The sequence below is a fragment of the Umezakia ovalisporum Ak1311 genome (genome assembly GCF_029891685.1).
In the GTDB taxonomy this organism is placed as follows: domain Bacteria; phylum Cyanobacteriota; class Cyanobacteriia; order Cyanobacteriales; family Nostocaceae; genus Umezakia; species Umezakia ovalisporum.
In genome coordinates this window covers 33,993-53,198 of record NZ_JANQDJ010000074.1, presented here as the reverse complement: position 1 = coordinate 53,198, position 19,206 = coordinate 33,993, and the positions used below count along the sequence as shown (strand labels likewise).

The 19,206-nt window shown below is 39.4% G+C and carries 15 protein-coding genes; 8 read left to right on the top strand and 7 right to left on the bottom strand.

Annotated features, from left to right (window positions below):
- The first annotated feature begins 329 nt into the window (after positions 1-329).
- Together NWP25_RS14500 and NWP25_RS14495 are read left to right on the top strand one after the other, a co-directional pair.
- Positions 330-554 carry a hypothetical protein gene (locus tag NWP25_RS14500; RefSeq protein WP_280651915.1) on the top strand — a complete coding sequence of 75 codons (225 nt, stop codon included), beginning with the start codon at positions 330-332 and terminating at the stop codon, positions 552-554.
- A gap of 160 nt (positions 555-714) precedes the next feature.
- Positions 715-990 carry a hypothetical protein gene (locus tag NWP25_RS14495; RefSeq protein ID WP_280651916.1) on the top strand — a complete coding sequence of 92 codons (276 nt, stop codon included), beginning with the start codon at positions 715-717 and terminating at the stop codon, positions 988-990.
- A 46-nt stretch (positions 991-1,036) separates the two neighbouring features.
- Here the strand turns inward: NWP25_RS14495 and NWP25_RS14490 are convergent, their stop codons facing one another.
- Positions 1,037-1,225 carry a hypothetical protein gene (locus NWP25_RS14490; RefSeq protein ID WP_280657412.1) on the bottom strand — a complete coding sequence of 63 codons (189 nt, stop codon included), beginning with the start codon at positions 1,223-1,225 and terminating at the stop codon, positions 1,037-1,039.
- A gap of 240 nt (positions 1,226-1,465) precedes the next feature.
- On the opposite strand from NWP25_RS14490, the gene NWP25_RS14485 reads away from it, so the two are divergent.
- Positions 1,466-1,735, top strand: coding sequence for a hypothetical protein (locus tag NWP25_RS14485; RefSeq protein WP_280699665.1), 270 nt, complete (start codon positions 1,466-1,468; stop codon positions 1,733-1,735).
- A gap of 322 nt (positions 1,736-2,057) precedes the next feature.
- On the opposite strand, the gene NWP25_RS14480 is transcribed toward NWP25_RS14485, so the two are convergent.
- Positions 2,058-2,954 (bottom strand): alpha/beta fold hydrolase, encoded by an 897-nt coding sequence (locus NWP25_RS14480; RefSeq protein ID WP_280699663.1) that lies wholly within the window; start codon positions 2,952-2,954, stop codon positions 2,058-2,060.
- 513 nt (positions 2,955-3,467) lie between these two features.
- Here NWP25_RS14480 and pyrH point away from each other — a divergent pair.
- Both pyrH and frr read left to right on the top strand, forming a co-directional pair.
- Positions 3,468-4,196, top strand: coding sequence for a UMP kinase (gene pyrH, locus NWP25_RS14475; protein ID WP_280651919.1), 729 nt, complete (start codon positions 3,468-3,470; stop codon positions 4,194-4,196).
- Positions 4,183-4,731 carry a ribosome recycling factor gene (gene frr / locus NWP25_RS14470; RefSeq protein WP_280651920.1) on the top strand — a complete coding sequence of 183 codons (549 nt, stop codon included), beginning with the start codon at positions 4,183-4,185 and terminating at the stop codon, positions 4,729-4,731. Before pyrH ends, frr begins: the two co-directional genes overlap by 14 nt.
- A gap of 313 nt (positions 4,732-5,044) precedes the next feature.
- Here frr and bchB read toward each other — a convergent pair whose 3' ends face one another.
- Complete coding sequence (gene bchB / locus NWP25_RS14465; protein ID WP_280651921.1) at positions 5,045-6,571, bottom strand: ferredoxin:protochlorophyllide reductase (ATP-dependent) subunit B; 1,527 nt, start codon at positions 6,569-6,571, stop codon at positions 5,045-5,047.
- A 36-nt stretch (positions 6,572-6,607) separates the two neighbouring features.
- On the opposite strand from bchB, the gene NWP25_RS14460 reads away from it, so the two are divergent.
- The gene (locus NWP25_RS14460; protein ID WP_280651922.1) at positions 6,608-6,757 is read left to right on the top strand and encodes a hypothetical protein; all 150 of its coding nucleotides are present in this window, start codon (positions 6,608-6,610) and stop codon (positions 6,755-6,757) included.
- Positions 6,758-6,921: 164 nt separating this feature from the next.
- Here the strand turns inward: NWP25_RS14460 and NWP25_RS14455 are convergent, their stop codons facing one another.
- The 4 genes from NWP25_RS14455 to NWP25_RS14440 all read right to left on the bottom strand — a co-directional run bounded on the left by NWP25_RS14455 (position 6,922) and on the right by NWP25_RS14440 (position 10,739).
- On the bottom strand, positions 6,922-7,665 hold the full coding sequence (locus tag NWP25_RS14455) for a DevA family ABC transporter ATP-binding protein (RefSeq protein WP_280651923.1): 744 nt from the start codon (positions 7,663-7,665) through the stop codon (positions 6,922-6,924).
- A gap of 54 nt (positions 7,666-7,719) precedes the next feature.
- Entirely contained in the window at positions 7,720-8,892 is a 1,173-nt protein-coding gene (gene devC / locus NWP25_RS14450) for an ABC transporter permease DevC (RefSeq protein WP_280651924.1), read from the bottom strand.
- Positions 8,893-8,915: 23 nt separating this feature from the next.
- A complete protein-coding gene (locus NWP25_RS14445) occupies positions 8,916-10,109 on the bottom strand; it encodes an ABC exporter membrane fusion protein (protein WP_280699661.1) in 1,194 nt (397 codons plus the stop codon).
- A gap of 294 nt (positions 10,110-10,403) precedes the next feature.
- A complete protein-coding gene (locus tag NWP25_RS14440; RefSeq protein WP_280651926.1) occupies positions 10,404-10,739 on the bottom strand; it encodes a hypothetical protein in 336 nt (111 codons plus the stop codon).
- Positions 10,740-11,700: 961 nt separating this feature from the next.
- Here NWP25_RS14440 and NWP25_RS14435 point away from each other — a divergent pair.
- On the top strand, positions 11,701-11,949 hold the full coding sequence (locus NWP25_RS14435) for a hypothetical protein (protein ID WP_280651932.1): 249 nt from the start codon (positions 11,701-11,703) through the stop codon (positions 11,947-11,949).
- Between the two features lie 383 nt (positions 11,950-12,332).
- The gene (locus NWP25_RS14430; protein WP_280651927.1) at positions 12,333-19,196 is read left to right on the top strand and encodes a type I polyketide synthase; all 6,864 of its coding nucleotides are present in this window, start codon (positions 12,333-12,335) and stop codon (positions 19,194-19,196) included.
- Positions 19,197-19,206 lie beyond the last annotated feature (10 nt).

The following is a 19,206-nucleotide window of genomic DNA, read 5'->3' as shown; positions in this document are numbered from 1 at the left end:
GCTACCTTCAAGCTTGTATGTGTCAACAAATCAGTTATGTTCATTGGATGGAAGATATTATGAGATGTTGACATTTTCACCTTTGATAGGACTACTATATCTAACTATGTAAAGTTTTGTAACGACATTCAACATTTCTGGATAGAGATGAATATTTACAACGACAATGAAAATACGAACAACCCAAAAAAAATATTTTCATGAGCCTAAAGAAGTAAAATTAATTGATATTTTTCTAACCCAAGAACAATTTAAATAAATCGAAGTTAGTTAATAATAAAAAGCATAGGTGATTGCACACCTAACCAAAGTAATTGAGGTACAAATTTATGTCACTCCAAATCACTAAATCTGAGTTGTTTGAAGAGTTATCTGCAGAACAGCAAGAACTTTTAGCCGGCGGAGAGTTTTCTCAAACAGAGGGGTTTGATGGTCAAGTTGACCAATTTGATCAACAAGACCAATTTGACAGACGTAGGGATAGCCGCGACGGTGAGAAACGTCTTCGCCGTATTCCCATCCGTTTGACTGGTGTTCTTGAAGTCATTAAATAAAGACTCACTATTACCATGATTTCAGCTTTGTAGTTTTGTCGAATTGTCCAACAAATTTTCTCTGGTAAAACATAAAAGCTGAACAGTAATTTTGCACCCAACCAGAAATTTTTCTGGTGTGGGTGTTACCTAACATCTATGTACTAGATTGAGGCAACAAATGATGTCAGAAAAAAACACTCAAAACGATTTATTTGTAGACCTATCCGCCGAGTCACAAGAACTTCTATCTGGAGGTCAACTACTTGTAGGTGGACAAACTAGACCTGATATTACCGTCACTGGTATTCTCACAGATTCTAGCGGTCAACGTATTCCTGTGCGGATTTTAGGGTTCATTGTCAGACCTGGTGGTGGCGGTGGTGGCGGATCTTTTGGTGGACCTGGTGGTGGAATTTTTGGTGGCGGTGGTGGTGGACCTTTTGATGCTTTCTAATAGTATCGGGGAAGAAGACTTTTGGCGGATGTTTGGATGAATGTTACTAAACATCAAAGTCCTCGAAGACTAATACCATTGTGAATTTTAGATTTTGGTTCAGCAGCGCTGTCCTATGGGTTTCCCCATCAGCGACTGCTGAACCTGAAGAAATTGGAAATACCTTTGCATATTTGGCTTTTATAAGTCTATCTTTACCCATCATTTTTTGTATGGAAGAGAGATTTTGAGTCATATTGTGTGCATTCCCCATATTTGCAATCTATGGGAAATAGATATTTGTATCAATTTTAAACTTGAATAAAAATTCAATTTTACATTAACCAAAAGATATATTAGTAGCCTAGTATTTTATGACTTGGGGATAATTTAATTACTAGAAACATTGTTTAAAAATAAAAGCACACGTATTAAACTCCCTGATTGCTGTTTAGATACGTGTGTACTACTTATGCACTAATTTGAGGTGAAAATTATGTCAGTTCAAGACATCCCATCTGATTTGTTGATAGATTTATCCACAGAGGAAGGGCAGCTTGTATCCGGGGGTATGGGTTACTATGGTGGCTTGGGCTATGGTGGCTTGGGCTATGGTGGCTTGGGCTATGGTGGCTTGGGCTATGGTGGCTTGGGCTATGGTGGCTTAGGTTATGGTGGCTTAGGTTATGGTGGCTTTGGCTATGGTGGCTTGGGCTATGGTGGCTTAGGTTATGGTGGTTTGGGCTATGGTGGTTTGGGTTTTTAATAAATTGGCCAAGTCCGCAAACTGCATAATCCCATAGTTTCAACTTTGCAATTAACGAAGGTATGATAAGACTCATACAAGTCTCTTAACACTAATCAAATTTTGGCTGTTATATAAGAATAACTGTTGTAGGGCAGGTATCATACCCATGTGCAAAAGTTAAAGGATAGGCTTTTGTGGCCTATCCCGCAAATATACAAAGCCAAATTTTGAAAAAGTGGGGCAGTTTATCTTAAATATGCGCTCAGAGCATGAAAAAGCCTGCCTCCGGAGGTAGTAGTAAACGAAGGCCGGGGGGTCTTCGTTTTTGTCTACTTTGAGTTTAAACAAGCGATCGCTCTTTGATCCAATCTTGTAAAATAGGATTGACTAACTCCGGTGCTTCATCTTGGGGGCAATGTCCCACGCCTTCTAAAGGGATAAACTTGAGCACTTGTGGATATTTGGCTAATTCTCTACCTAAGTCTATTGGTTCCCAAGGGTCGGCTGTGCCCCATAAGATCATGGCAGGACAAGGTAGCAGAGGTAAAAGGTCTTCTGGTAGAGGACCTGTGGAATAAGCAGTAAAGGCTAAAAACACTGCTACAGCCCCAGGATCTTTTGCTGGTGCAGTGAGAATATCAACTAACTCGTCTGTGACTATCTCTGCATTGGCATAGGCTTGGAGTAAGATTTTGCGTACTGTCTTCGGTTGAGCAACTTGGTTGAAAAAAAATTGACCAACTGGTTTTATAGATAATATTCGTTGCAGAATGGGGGCTCCGAAGCGACGAAACCAGGGTAGTCTTACTCGTTTGCGGTCGTGCAACAATCTTAAGGAACAGTTGATTAAAGCCACTCCTAAAGCTGTATCCGGGTTGCTGACTGCTGCTTGTAATACGACAATACAGCCAATGGAATTTCCCACTAAAAAAGCAGGTTCACCCACCACTTCCCGGCAAAAGTCAGCTAACTGCTGTCCCCATGTTTCTAGTGTGTAGTTAATTTCTTGCCTTGGTTGGGGTTTAGCGGAAGCGCCAAAGCCAATCAAATCGATGGCATAAACACGAAAATTTTCTGCTAGTACCGGGATATTTTTCCGCCAGTGCCACCATGAAGCCCCAAAGCCATGGACAAGCACAATTGCAGGTCCTTTAGTTCCTTGGCTCTGATAGCAGATGGGGAAACCTTGCCAAATCCAAGTTTTTGTTGAGTTAAATGTGTTTGTGGAAGTTGTCATCAGCAATTTATGAATATATGAATATAATTATGGCCTTACTCAAAACTTAGGCACTAGTACTTTTTTTATGTTACATTTTTCGCAACCTAAAGTAATTCAATTAGATCCACCGTTTGAGAGGGGGTGAATGCCAATGTGTATCAAAGATTGTATAAAAACTCGTTTTTACGCACAAAATTAACCCCAAAATTTACATAGTCTTTTTTCTTCGTAATTACTTTTCGCTAGAGAAGATAAGTATGTTAAAAATAATTGATACATTTGTTGGTAGCTAAGCGCCGGATTTTGATCTGCCAGGAATTGACAATCAAGTACAGCATCTCAGCCGTTTATTTCTGGGAGAAGATTATTTCCGCAATGAGATGGCGTCTCTATTCAAAGGCCAAGCAATTAACCTACCACAAACTGAACCAGCAGGGACTTCATTGATTTGGCGGAACTAGACATATATAGTCGTTCTACTGCTATCTTAAATTGGAGGCAATTGCAACTTTTTTGATAAAGCGTAACTTCATGGGAACGAATTACCGACGGGTTTTACTTAAACTAAGCGGTGAAGCCTTAATGGGCAACATGGGCTATGGCATTGATCCCGAAGTGGTCAAAGAAATAGCTCAGGAAGTAGCAGAGGTAGTAGCCACTGGCGTTCAAATCGCCATCGTCGTGGGCGGCGGGAATATTTTTCGTGGCGTTAAGGCTGCGTCGGCGGGGATGGACAGGGCAACTGCTGACTACATAGGGATGATTGCCACGGTAATGAATGCCATGACGCTACAAGATTCGTTAGAGCGAATAGGGGTACAGACGCGTGTACAAACCGCGATCGCTATGCAAGAATTAGCGGAACCGTATATCCGTCGTCGCGCCATCCGTCACTTAGAAAAAGGGCGGGTAGTAATTTTTGGAGCTGGTTCAGGAAATCCCTTCTTCACCACTGACACTACTGCAGCCTTAAGAGCAGCAGAAATTGATGCAGAAGTGATTTTTAAAGCCACCAAGGTAGACGGAATTTATGATGCTGACCCCCAGCTTAATCCTAAGGCCAAGCGTTACATTAGTCTCACCTACGCCCACGTTTTAGCTAAGGATTTGCGAGTAATGGATAGTACAGCCATCGCCTTATGTAAAGACAATAATATCCCAATTCTGGTTTTTAATTTAACGGTGCGAGGTAATATCCGCCGAGCCGTATTGGGAGAATCAATCGGTACCCTTGTGGGAGGTTCTTGTGAAATTATCTGAAGCTGAGAGTACGATGCAAAAGACCGTTGAGGCGACTCAACGCGCTTTTAACACTATTCGCACTGGTCGCGCCAATGCGAGTTTACTAGATAAAGTCTTGGTGGACTACTACGGTTCACCTACACCCTTGAAATCACTGGCAAATATTAGCACCCCCGATGCTACAACCATCTTGATTCAGCCTTACGATAAAAACAGCTTAAACCTAATTGAGAAAGCAATTTCCTTGTCTGATGTTGGTTTAACACCCAGTAACGACGGTTCTGTCATTCGGCTGAACATTCCACCTTTGACAAGCGATCGCCGTAAAGAATTAGTCAAAATTGCTGCTAAGTATGCTGAAGATGGCCGCATCGCCATTCGCAATATCCGTCGTGATATCCAAGAGTCCATTCGCAAGGGGGAAAAAGCTTCAGAGATTTCTGAAGATGAATCAAAAGACCAACAAGATAAACTACAAAAGCTGACAAATAAGTACATTGCCAAAGTAGATGAGTTGTTGGTAGAAAAAGAAAAAGATATTACAACTCTCTAATGAATGTATAGGTGGGTAGCAGTTGCTACCTACCTATACTATTTTCAACTATCAAGGCTGAAGAATGTTGTATAAATTCTTCAGCCTTTTTGTATTACCGCGAAATTCAAAGTTTAAGCTGGTGTCACGATAATTGAAATTATAGATGAGAAAAAATATTCATATATGGTAATGGCAGTTAATTTTGGAAGCATACCATATTGTTGAGGTAGTGGTTGACAAATGCCGAAAAGTGAGCCAGGGAATTTACTCCCTGGACCATAGCTCAAGTCGGTTAAAATTGGTTATTAGACATCTGCGACTAACCCATAAACTAAGCGCCTACCGCTTCTTTGGCTGCATAAAGAACTTCGGCATTAATCTCTTTTAAACCTCGTTCACGAGCAAATTTCTCAGTATTGCGTTTTACTTTACCACGGACAAATCCGGGGATTTTGTTTAATTCTGCTTGACCGTCTTTAGTCCAGTTAAGGTCAGATTCGGCAGAAATTCCTTTAGTAATTACTTCTTTGGTATCGTGACCACCGAATATTTCTAAGAGGTGATCTTCCATTCCTAAGGTGAAGGAATTGTAAATCAAATCTGTGATCTGATTTGTACCTTCGTAACCTAAAAATGGCTTGTAACCAATGGGGAAATTCTGTACGTGAATGGGTGAAGCAATGACACCACAAGGAATATCTAAGCGCTTACCAACGTGGCGTTCCATTTGAGTACCGAAAATCGCTGAGGGTTCGACACGAGCGATCGCATCGCCAATTTCGGCGTGATCGTCGGTAATCAGGACTTCATCGCAATATTCCCCCACTTGTTCGCGGAACCAGTCAGCGTCATATTTACAGTAAGTTCCAGCCCAAACAACGTGAATTCCCATTTCCCTGGACAAAATCTTGGTGATACCCGCAGCGTGGGTATTGTCACCAAAAACTACAGCTTTTTTACCAGTCAAGTTTTGACAGTCAATAGAACGGGAGAACCAAGCCGCCTGGGACACATACAAGGTTTGTTCGTTGATGAAGTCTTCGTAGTTAACCTCAGCGCCTTGTGCATTAATCACTTCCTGAATCTTGCGGATACAGCGAGCTGTTTCTACTACACCCATCGGCGTAATATCCACATAAGGCGTACCAAATTGTTCTGACAAATAATTAGCAGTGGCTAAACCAAGTTCCCGGTAAGGAACCAAGTTAAACCAAGCTTGGGGTAGTTTTTTCAAGTCATGAACTGAAGCGCCTTCAGGAATTATTGTGTTGACTTCAATTCCCAAATCAGCCATTAGCCGCTTGAGTTCGGTACAGTCGTGGTTGTTATGAAAACCAAGAGTAGAATTACCAATAATGTTAACAGATGGTTTTGCGGTTTTGCCTTGTGGCAATTCGTCGCGCTTGCAGGCTTTTTTGATGTAGTATTGAACGATTTGATCCAGGGTGCGATCAGCTGCTTGGAGTTCATTGAAGCGGTAGTGGTTAACATCTGCTAACATTACATCTCCTTTGGCTTCTAGCTGCGCCCGTTCTACAAAGTTGTGTAAATCTTCTTGTAGGATACTAGAAGTGCAGGTGGGAGTTAAGACAATTAAATCTGGGTGTTCTTCAGCATCTTTGCGAATGATATTGTCTACCACTTTTTCTTGGGAACCCCTGGCTAAAACGTTGCGGTCAACGACACTGGTTGTCACCGGAGTGAAGTTTTTTTCTCGGGATAACATGGATCGCATAACGTTAAAGTAGTCATCGCCTAGTGGGGCGTGCATGATCGCATGAACGTTTTTAAATGAACTAGCGACCCGCAAAGTGCCAATGTGGGCTGGGCCTGCATACATCCAGTAAGCCAATTTCATAACTTTGTTCTCCCTTTGCAACTGAAATAACTATAAATGCATGATTATGAAATCGGTTCTGATTGTCTCAAAACTTGGGGTGAGGATGAAAGAGGACTTTTTGGTTATTTAGTGAATAATTATGGCTTAAAGCAAGTCCCTGACGGGGATTTAGCTTCTGGGTCTGACAATATTTCTGTTGGTTAATTAAATAACTCTTAATGATTTGAAAAAAATTTTTATCAAGTTTTGTTGTAGATGTTGATTCTTAAATTATTGCTAAGAATATTATTAACAGCCCACAGGCGGAGGAGGCTGAGAAAAGAATACCAGTATTTGTGGCGAAAGAGTGGAAAGTTTGGATTTTACAGTTACACTGCAGTCGGATTGCACACAACTTCCTGAATTAGTCGCCCGTCTTCCATGTGAATGATGCGGTCTGCTATGTCTAAGATGCGGTTGTCGTGAGTAACCATTAAAATGGCACAATTCTGTTCTCTAGCCAATTTTTGCATCAGGTTGACAACATCTCGTCCAGATTTACTATCTAAAGCTGCGGTAGGTTCATCCGCCAAGACTAATTTGGGATGACCAACTAAAGCACGGGCGATGGCTACTCGTTGCTTTTGTCCTCCTGAAAGATCAGATGGGTAGTAATTGATTCGATGTCCTAAGTTGACAGCACTAAGCATAGCTTCAGATTTGCGCCGAGCTTCCTTTGGGGAAATGTTTTTGTGTAACTCTAGCGTCATTTGTACGTTTTGTGTAGCTGTTAAAAAATCTAATAAGTTGTGAGCTTGAAAGATATAGCCAATCCGACGGCGTACTTTTACTAATTGCTCATTACTAGCTCCATAAAGTTCTTGTCCTAAAAATTGGAGACTTCCTTCTTGAACAGAACGTAAGCCACCAATTAAAGTGAGTAAAGTTGTTTTTCCTGAACCTGAAGGTCCGGTCATAATGACAATTTCGCCTGGGTAAATGACAAAATTAATGTTAAATAAAATTTGGATTTTTAAGTCTTTTTTACCCAAGTATTGGTTGAGATTATTTATTTGAACAATATAATTTTTCGTGGTTGGTTGAAGTAAAAATTTATCTGTGTTTATATTCATATGTTTTCTGAAAAAGCAAAAGTAAGCATAAATATTATTGAGATTATCAGTAAGTTAAAAAATATCTGCTGGATCTACATTTCGTAACTTATTTGTAGATAAAAATCCCGATAACAAGCACATAAAAATGGCAATTACTAACACAAAAATTGCCCTATCTAAATTCATGATCACAGGTAACTTAGTAGCATCTTTGGCTATACCATATAAACCCAGAGATATAGCAAAACCTGGAATATACCCTAAAGATGCTAAGATTAAAGCTTGTTGGAAAACCATACTCAAAAGGTATTTGTTTTTAAACCCCATAGCTTTCAGTGTGGCATATTCTGCTAAGTGATTAGAAATATTACTATAGAGAATTTGATAAACAACAATGACACCCACAATGAATCCCATCATCACCATAAAGTTAAATACAAACCCAATGGGTGTTCTGAGAGCCCAATAATCTTTTTCTAAATTAATAAAATCTTCACGGGTAATCACTCTCACATCTTCAGGTAACTTAGCTGTCAAAGTTCCCAAAACTTTTTCAGGGTTAGTACCAGGCTTGAGCTTAATTAAACCTATATCTATATTTTGTACTGAACGGTCTTGAAATATCCGCAGAAAAGTTGAAATACTAACTATTAAATTTCCATCCACTCCAAAGGATGATCCTAAACTAAATAATCCGGCAATTTTAACTTTGTAACCAACTAAGCCAGTATAACTAAATATTTCAACTTCTACGGTGTTTCCCTGTTGGAACTTTTGAGCAATTGGTCCAAATTCTGGTCGGGAAGCGCTGTCAAACAAAACCTGATCGGGAAGTTTTAGTAAATTGAGATTTTCCTCAAAACTTGGTAAGTTAAAAATTGCTTCTACCGGTTCAGTCCCAAGAACATATATAGGGTATTTTAAACCATTTTTTTGGTTTTTTAGTTTAGCAAATTGCACATATAGAGGGCGAAAAGATTCTACATCTTCAAAACCTAAAAGCTGGTACAAACGCTGACGGGGAAAGCTTTGATTAGATGTCAAAGATTGATATTGAACACTAATTAAAAATAGCTCTCCATCTAGATTCTTATGCAACTGTGTAGCACTGTCATAAAGAGCATCTTGGAAACCAATTTGCAAAAACATTAAAACAGATACAAAAGCAATTCCAGCCAAAGCAACAAGAAAACGAACTCTTTGTTTGGCTAGTTGTAGCCAAGCTAGAGGTATATTGAGAATCATTTATATAACCTCAAATTAGAAATTTATATATTAATAAGTACCTGCACTTGTAAATCTGTCAGAGTAGTAACTTGTTGATTATCGGGTGGATGATCAAGCCTGATTTTTACATCTACTACTTTGTTATCTGTATTCACTTGTGGATTGAGATCAAAAATATTTTGTCTATTAACTCGTAAACCAATATCTGTGACTTTTCCGCGTAATTCTCCTGCCAAAGCATTACTAGTGATTATAGCGGACTGACCTAAACGCACTTTTTGAATATCAGTTTCATAGACCTCTGCGACTACATACATTTGTTGTGTACTTCCTAACTCAACTATTCCAGAGTTATTAATAATTTCTCCTGGACGAGTATTAATTTTTAGCACTTGGCCATCGATAGGCGATCGCACTAAACTTAAATTCCAGTCTGCTTGAGCCTGTTTGACTGAAGCGATCGCACTGTCAACATCAGTTTGTGCAGCTTGGATATCTGTAGGACGTACTTCAGCAATACTCTCCAGTCTGGCTTCAGCTTCCTTTAATTGCTTTTGCAAAGTTTCTACAGTGCGGTTAAAAGCGGCTTTAGCTTCATTGATCTGTTGTCGGACAGTATCGACTCGTAACTGTTTAGTCTCGGAGCTAGAAGCTGAAATTGCACCTTCTTGAAATAACTTTTGATATCGTTGATTTTCACTTTCAGCATTACGCGACTCAGCTTCTAAACGAGCAATCCTCGCTTGTTGTGTCGAAACTTCTCCTTTCAACTCAGCCTCTAAACGAGCAATTGTGGCTTGTTGTGCAGAGATGTCTCCAGCTTTTGCTCCAGCTTTTACCTGATTGAGATTAGCTTGAGCGACTAGAACTTGTTTTTTGGCTTTTTCTAAGGCTGCAAGCCGAGTGTCGTAATTGTCAAGAATTGCTACAACATCCCCTTGAGACACCCAATCTCCTTGAGCTACCAAGAGTTTTGACACCCTAACCCCAGCTTGAGAATTGGCAGCAGATAAACGAATGACTTCGCCTTGAGGCTCTAAACGTCCTAAAGCAGCAACAGTAGTTATATTAGGGGCGCTGGTTGGTTTAATTGGAGGTTCTAATGTAGAAGTTGAAGGATTGGGTGCAAACCTAGAAACAGAAATAGCACCAGTAGTTACAGCTATAGAAATTGCCAAAATTATAGACCACTGACTTACGGGTTTTGTGAATAACTGCCTTTGTTTGGTTACCATAATTACTTTTTTCTCAGTTAGAGATATCTAGATACAAGTCACTCTTGCAGTCTTTAATATTTACTTGGGTTGCCAATTCCTATCAAACCCTTGTAGGGTTATCGTGACATTTTTTCATCAGGAGGATAAAACTAAAAGAAATGTTTATACTTCGACTCAAGGATTCATGAGTAAAATACCAGGGACGGGTGTAGAGTGTCATGTCAACAAACATTCAATTTTTGCTGTGAAATAAAATGTTTTTGCTCTTCATTTTCCACACACCACACCCCAAAATTAATCATATCATGGATTTCAGCTTATCTTAGTGCTATTGAGCACCGGTTCTTTTTGATTTTTGATAATTGCTAAGTATTCACTACGTGTTCCATCTATCCGGTAATGGTCGCAAATTTGGCAAAGTTTCAAAATATCCAATCGGCTGAAGAGTTTTTGATGCTCAATTTTATTATCAGTCCTCCATCGCCAAAAGGTTGTTCTATCAATGCGGCGGTTAGTCTCAGGCCATCTGCGTCGAGATAAGAAATCGATTATTTCTTGTTCATAAAACGAGTAGCCTTTTGGTAACTTTAGAAGTTCTTCTCTTAACTCAATTAGCGGTATGAGTGGATCTAACTCAGATAGTCTCATGCCAGCAATCCCTTATAGTTTCAGGTCAGTGCAATGATGTAGAATGCTTGATGCAGCACGGTTTATATGTAATTAGATTGTCATCCTGCGTGAATTTCCATCAATAGAGGCGTGAGATAATCAAGTAAGTTTATATCTCTCTATTACTCTCCTGGGAAATTTAACAGTATTTAATTACCTTTTCTATGACCTAGAATAAACACCTTGATCCTCAATTGCAACCCATACGCAACATATTTAATCATAAACAATCGGCAAAATGGCATAGAGAAAATCCGGAGATATTTTATGAAAAATAACGAAAGAATAAAAATTAATTTAGCACAGTGATTTGATACATAATTAACTAGCTATATTTTCTATGGGTCACGAATATGTATTAGTAAATTAATTTACATTTGGCAAGAAAAAATAATTTTAAAACAACTAAACTAAATTAAATATACAACATTTACAGTGATTTTGATGTAAATAAATGACCACTTTAGACATACTGCTATGTTCCTTACGACAGATGTAGTACCAATAAATGAAAACTGTTGTATAGGTCATACTATGGCCATGCTAATGTTTTTTAAGTTCAACGTTTGTAGTGATTGACTCACCAAATGCTAATGTGTATATAAGCCTTGTGAGTTTTTTGACAATAGTTTTAGGCTTAGAGATTATGCTTTCACATAGAATCAATCTTTAGACAGATGGAAAAACCTTATTATATAAATCAATTTATTATTACTACATTTTTTTATAAAACCCTGTTTTATAAAACAGTAAAAACTTAGAAATTAACTGAATAATATATAAATAAAAAACCACATAAAATCGAATTTATGCAATTTATATGCAATTTTTTAAATAAAGTTTTACTGTATGCCATAATAAAAAATCAGACTTTGATAATGATTAAATCAATAGTTACTGCCCTTCAAAGAGCATAGACAAAATGAGATTACAGCGATTCATGCTCTCGTTACCAAGTTTTGATAATCAGAGGCTAATTTTTCATGCAGCTCGCCAGACTCTCCGCAAAGCAGAGATGGCACGTTTAGTAGTGCATGAATGGCTCAATCAGCATGACTTTGAGCTAGAAGAGTGGAAAAATAAAACTGCTTCTGAGCTTGGTATTAGTATTAGTGAGCTAGAGCAGAAATTATTAGCTGCTAATCAGACACAAGTAATGAAGAGAAAGAAACACGACCATGCTGATTAAGAAAATAATTCTTGAGCAAGTGACTGATACCAATGTAGAATGATACAAGTAATAACAATTGATATGCCAAAATTATCTTGCTTTCTCATCATTAACTGTAGGTTGTAAATATGGAGTTGCATATAAGTTGTAATCGAGAATCAATCAGTCTAATATAACTACAATTAAGCAAATTAATAGGATGATATACATTAGGCTCAGGTTTCCGTATCAAACTATTCAACTTTAAGTTTTGAAATAATTTGTATGCAAGTTTCCATATATCTACAAATTATTTCCTAAGAGCAATTTTTTACCTAACAAATTGTTGGTAGTCCTCTGATACACAGAGAAAAAATCTCAACAGATATACATCTCACAAGCGCAATAGTGAAGTTGAAGTCATGGCTGCCTCTAAAATTGAAGCTGAATTAGAACAGTTGCAAGATGAGATCAGCAATTGTGAAAATTATTTGCTTAAACGAATAAAAAGGAAGAAAGTTATCGTGAGAAATGTACCGCAAAATCATAGTGAAATAAATAGACAGCTGCAAAAGACTCACATTGCTATTATCGGCATGGCTTCTATATTTCCCCAAGCCAAAAACTTACAGGAATATTGGGAAAACATTATTCACAAAGTTGATTGTATTACTGATGTTCCACCTTCGCGTTGGAATATTGATGATTATTATGATGCTGATCCCAAAGCACCTGACAAAACCTACTGTAAACGGGGTGGATTTATTCCAGATGTCGATTTCAATCCAATGGAATTTGGCTTACCGCCGAATATCTTAGAAGTCACAGATATTTCTCAGTTATTGGGTTTACTGGTTGCTAAATCCGCGATAGAAGATGCTGGATATGGTGAATCTCGGCAATTTAATCACGAGCGCACCGGTGTAGTTTTGGGTGTGGCTATTGGTAGGCAATTGGCCATGCCACTCAGTTCAAGATTGCAATATCCCGTTTGGGAAAAAGTTCTCAAAAGCAGTGGTTTATCTGATCAAGATACACAAAACATAGTTGAGAAAATTAAAAGTGCATATGTGCAGTGGAATGAGAACGCCTTCCCAGGCATGCTAGCTAATGTAATTGCCGGCAGAATTGCCAACCGCCTCAATTTGGGGGGAATGAATTGTGTAATTGATGCCGCCTGTGCCAGTTCCTTGGGAGCGGTGCAAATAGCCATTAGTGAGCTAGTTGAAAGACGTTCTGACATGATGCTAACTGGTGGAGTTGACACAGATAACTCTATTATGGCTTATATGTGTTTCAGCAAAACCCCGGCTGTTTCTCCCAGCGAGAATGTTAAACCATTCGATGCAGCTTCCGACGGTATGATGCTGGGTGAAGGTGTGGGGATGTTGGTATTAAAGCGCCTGGAAGATGCCGAGCGAGACAATGATCGCATCTATGCAGTGATTAGAGGCATTGGCAGTTCCAGCGATGGTCGTTATAAAAGCATCTATGCACCTCGTCCTGAAGGTCAAATTGCAGCCTTACATCGTGCTTATGAAGATGCAGAATGCTCCCCTGGGAGTATAGGTTTAATTGAAGCACACGGCACTGGCACTTTAGCTGGAGATCCCACGGAATTCACATCTATTAAGGCTGTTTTTGGCGAAAATAACCCCAAAAAACAATATATTGCCTTGGGAAGTGTCAAATCACAGATTGGACATACAAAAGCAGCAGCAGGTGCGGCTAGTCTAATTAAAACTGCCTTGGCTTTGCATCATAAAGTATTACCACCGACAATTAACATTACTCAACCTCACCCTAAACTGAATATTGAAAATTCTCCATTTTATTTAAATACGGAAACCAGACCCTGGATTACCACTAATGACGAAGCCAGACGTGCTGGAGTGAGTGCTTTTGGCTTTGGCGGCACTAACTATCATTTGGTTGTGGAAGAATACAAACACGAACACAATCAACCTTACCGCATACATAAAAGTCCGGAATCAGTCCTGATATCAGCTAAAACACCAGAAGAGTTATTATTGCGCTGCCAACAAATCCGAGATCAATTACAGTCCAATGCAGGACAACAGTATTATGGTGAATTAATTTCAGGAAGTAAAAATTTACAAATACCGATTACGGATGCCAGAGTCGGGTTTGTGGTTGATTCTTTGACTCAAGGTAGTGACTTGTTGCAAAAAACTATTGACTCGCTGCAAAACAAATCACAAGCAGAATTCTGGGAGCATCCCCAAGGAATTTATTACCGCAAAAGTGGCATCAGCAGAGAAAAGAAAGTTGTGGCTCTATTTTCTGGTCAAGGCTCACAATATTTAGAAATGGGTCGGGAACTGGTCATTAACTTTCCTTGCTTACGAGAGGCTTATGCTGAGATGGACAGGCTTTTATGCGAAGACGGTTTACAGCCTGTCTCACAAGTTGTCTTCCCTACTCCTGTATTCAATCCAGAGCAAAAGGCAGCGCAAATGTCAACTTTGCAACTGACAGAATACGCACAGCCAGCTATTGGTGCTTTTAGTACTGGTTTATATAAGATTTTACAAAAAACTGGATTTAAACCAGATATTGTTGCCGGACATAGCTTCGGAGAACTGACTGCTTTATGGGTTGCAGGGGTTTTGAACGAGTCAGATTATTACTACTTGGTCAAAGCCAGAGGTCAGGCTATGGCTACACCCAAAGATTCTCAGGGAGATACGGGAACCATGCTGGCAGTGAAGGGAGATGTTCGTCAGGTGAAACAACTGATTCAAAATTTCCCGTTAGTGAATATTGCTAACTTAAATTCCTATCAACAGATGGTGCTAGCAGGGACAAAAGCTGAAATTGCCAAAGTCCAAGAAATTCTGACCATTAAAGGTTTCCATACTGTACTGTTGAAAGTCTCAGCAGCTTTTCATACATCTCTAGTGGCTTATGCACTTAAACCCTTTGCTAACGCCATTGAAAGAGTTACTTTGCATCCGCCAAAAATCCCAGTTTACACGAATTTTACAGGGATGCCCTACCCCAATCAGGCAAAAGTGATTCAAAACATCCTCAAAGAACATCTAGGAAGTCAGGTGTTGTTTCAAGATGAGATTGAAAACATTTATGCTGAAGGTGGTTATTGTTTTGTGGAGTTTGGTCCACGAAATACTCTCACCAATTTAGTCAAAGAAGTTCTTGGCGATCGCCCTCATATAGCTGTAGCTTTAAATACCCATCCCCAAAAGGATAGTGATCGCTGCCTGCGAGAAGCTGTAATACAGCTGCGTGTCGCTGGTTTGCCTCTCCTTAACTTAGATCCCTACCAACAGCCACCACCAATTCCAGCATCTCCTCAAAATAAAGTCTTGAATGTCCGCTTAAACAGTACAAACTACATATCGGAAAATACAAAGAAATCCTTTGAAAAAGCTCTACAAAATGGCCATCAAGCAAAATTACCCGTTAGCAACAGTAGTAAATCACCCGCAGTTGTCAGTCATCATTCACCAAGATCAAGCATTCCTACAGAGAAAGTGGCAATTAATAATCAGACGAAATCTATGAAAAACGGGCAATCAGACAAGCTAGATATCCAGTCTACACCAAGCAATTTAGAAGCATCTGCGAATTACCAAAGAGCTATAGATAACTTAGAATATACCCTCATCGAGTTCAATCGCCATCAACATCATATTTTGCAGGTTCATGAACAGTCTGTGAGAAATCAAAGAGAATATACCAAAACCTTCTTTGGGTTGATGCAACAACAGCATACCTTGTGGGGAAATAGTAAATTCACTGAGCAACAATTGCAAACCCAGCAACTAGCTATCTCTGGTTCAGAGCGAAGTATGATGCGGTTTCATGATCATCAAGCTGACAGCCTCCGCATTCATGAGCAATATTTGAAATATCAGCAAGAATATACTAATAACTTTTTCCAGTTAGTCCAACAACATCAACTGTCAACTTCGGATCATACCTCTCAAAAAAGTCTCATACGGTCTTTCAGTTATTTAGATAGTCCCACCACTCCTGCATACGGGTCTGTTCCAGTCACAACCGCATCACCTGTGGTCAGTGAATCTGAGCCAATTTCAACTAACGGCAACGGCAACGGTAATGATAATGGTCACAGTAACGGCAATGGTAAGACTAACAACGCACATCATCAAGCAGTAGCAGTCCTAGATACAGCTGCACCTCCAGTAGATATTGATTCAGCTACTATCAGCGATACGCTACTCAGTATCGTTAGTGATAAAACAGGCTACCCCAGCGAAATGTTAGAAATGTCCATGGATATTGAAGCAGATTTGGGGATTGATTCCATTAAACGCGTGGAGATTTTGGGCACATTACTAGAGCTATACCCAGATTTACCCCAGCCTAATCCAGAGGAACTGGCTCCATTACGTACCCTGCAAGAAATAGTTGAATATATCAACACTTTAGTACCAACAAACTCAGTAGCGCCTGCAACCATCAATGAGGTATTAGAAGAGCCAAAAGCAGAGACAGTAACATTACCCTCCCCAATTCCAGAGAATCTTAGGAATACGCTACTCAATATCGTTAGTGATAAAACAGGCTACCCTAGCGAAATGTTAGAAATGTCCATGGATATTGAAGCAGATTTGGGGATTGATTCCATTAAACGTGTGGAGATTTTGGGCGCATTGCTAGAGCTATACCCAGATTTACCCCAGCCTAATCCAGAGGAACTGGCTCCATTACGTACCTTGCAAGAAATAGTGGACTACATAGAACAGAAGGTGAAAGGAGTAGAAAAAAAATCTATAGAGGCACAACAAAATCAGCAATCAGACATTGAGAGCAATCACCCCCAATCATTAATTCGCCGCAGTCCTGCTAAACTGAAATTTCTTCCTGAACCAGACATTTTAGAGTTTACATTACCTGCACAGCATATTGCTTTGGTCACTGATGATGGTTCTCTGACTACGACAAAATTAGTTGAAGCTTTAAGTAAGCGTGGTTGGAAAATTGTTGTTTTAAGTTTCCCTCAAAGTTTAATTGGTAAACAATCACCTTTACCTCAACAAATTAATCGCGTAGTCTTGGAAGATTGGAGCGAGGAGCATTTGCAACAACAATTAGCAGGAATCGCTGCTAAATATGGTAAAGTTGCCGCGTTTATTCATCTCAATCCCTCCAGTGTTCAAGATGCAAGTGCTCAGATCTGCTATTTGGAGACAGAAAAATATCTGGTGCGTCATGTGTTTCTCATTGCTAAACACCTGAAGGAGTCATTGAATCAAGCAGCTAATGAGGGGCGCAGTTGTTTCTTGACTGTTGCGCGTTTGGATGGCAATTTTGGACTAGGACAAACAACTCACTTTGGCGCAATTAGTGGTGGATTGTTTGGACTCACCAAAAGTGTCAATCAAGAATGGGAACCTGTATTTTGCCGAGCCTTAGATATCAGTCCTGATTTAGATGCTGATACATCAGTAGAGCATATTTTGGCTGAACTTTACGACTTTAATAGATTGGTTGTGGAGGTGGGATATAGTTCACAAGGACGGACAACCTTAGTTTGTCAACCAGAATTAGATTCTGGTTTTGAGCTTTCAATTCCTAATCCTCAATCTCAAGTATTTCTGGTTAGTGGTGGAGCAAAGGGGATAACGGCTCAATGTGTTATTGAACTTGCACGGCGTTATCAATGCAAATTTATTCTTCTGGGTCGTTCTGCTGCTGAACCAGAACCTGTATGGTCAGAAGGTTACCTTGGCGAAGGAGAATTGAAAAAGCAGATTATGGAGGATTTTCTAGCCCAAGGCGATAAACCTACACCTGCAATGGTGCATAAAAAGTTTCAAACTATTGTTTCTAGGCGAGAAATAGCCGCCACCTTAAAAGCCATTGAGGAAGTTGGTGGACAAGCTGAATATTTGAGTGTTGATGTCACTGATGCCATGGCCCTTTGTGAACGAGTTGCTGGTGCAATTGACCGTTTAGGTGCAGTGACAGGAATTATTCATGGAGCGGGTAATTTAGCTGATAAGGCCATTGAGAGAAAATCACTACAAGATTTTGAAACCGTTTATGCTGCTAAAGTTCAAGGTTTGGAACATTTGCTGCGGTGTGTCCCTCCTAGTCAACTACAATATTTAGTTTTATTTTCCTCAGTGGTTGGCTTTTATGGCAATGTGGGACAGTCAGATTATGCGATCGCTAATGAAATTCTCAATAAATCAGCCCATCTTTTCAAACTTAACCATCCCCATTGTCACGTGGTAGCAATTAACTGGGGACCTTGGGATAGTGGGATGGTATCTCCAGCATTAAAAAAAGCTTTTGCTGAACGCAATATTGAGACAATCTCCCTGGAAATTGGGACGCAGATGTTAGTAAGGGAATTGCAACCAAAAAATCAGGACAGTACACAAGTGGTGATTGGTAGTCCTCTTGTCTACATTCCAGAAGTATTAAACCCACAATTAAAAAGCTTTCGTATGCAGAGGCGATTAACATTAGCTGCAAACCCATTTTTATATGACCATGTGATTGCCGGTAAACCAGTTTTACCTGCTACTTGTGCCTTTTCATGGATTGCTCATACCTGTGAACAACTTTATCCAGGTTACAAATTCTTTAGTTGCCAAAATTTCAAAGTTTTGAAGGGAATTGTCTTTGATGACAATCGACCTCATGAGTACAGTTTAGATTTAGTAGAAGTTGCTAAATCTGATAACAATGAAATCGAATTTAAGGCTAAAGTCTGGAGTAACAATTCTGGTAAAATTCGTTATCATTTTAGTGCCAATATTAAATTGAAACGGCAAATTCCAGTAGCTCCTGCCTATGAGTTATTTAACCAAGAGCTAACGAAACCTGATATCACCACGTCATTTTATCAAAATGGAGCATCAAGTTTATTTCATGGTTCTACTTTCCAGGGTGTAAAAAGTGTTTTAAATATTAGCCCGGAACAGATAACTATAGATTGTATGTTGCCTCACTTAGACGAAATCAAACAAGGACAGTTTCCAGTCCACACATTCAACCCTTATGTTGTTGATGTTCAAATTCATGCACTGTGGATTTGGTCTCAACATTTTCATCAAGTAGGTTGTTTACCTTCAGAAATCAATAATTTTGAGCAGTTTGCTGAGATGCCATTTTGTCAAGACTTTTATATCTCTTGTGAAGTTAAATCAAAAACAGAATCGTCAGTGGTTGCTGATGTCACAGCACACGATGACCAAGGAAAAATATATTCCCGGATGATGGGTGCTAAAGGTATTGTTTTACCCCGGGAATTAGCAAAGGTTTAATAGCAATTTT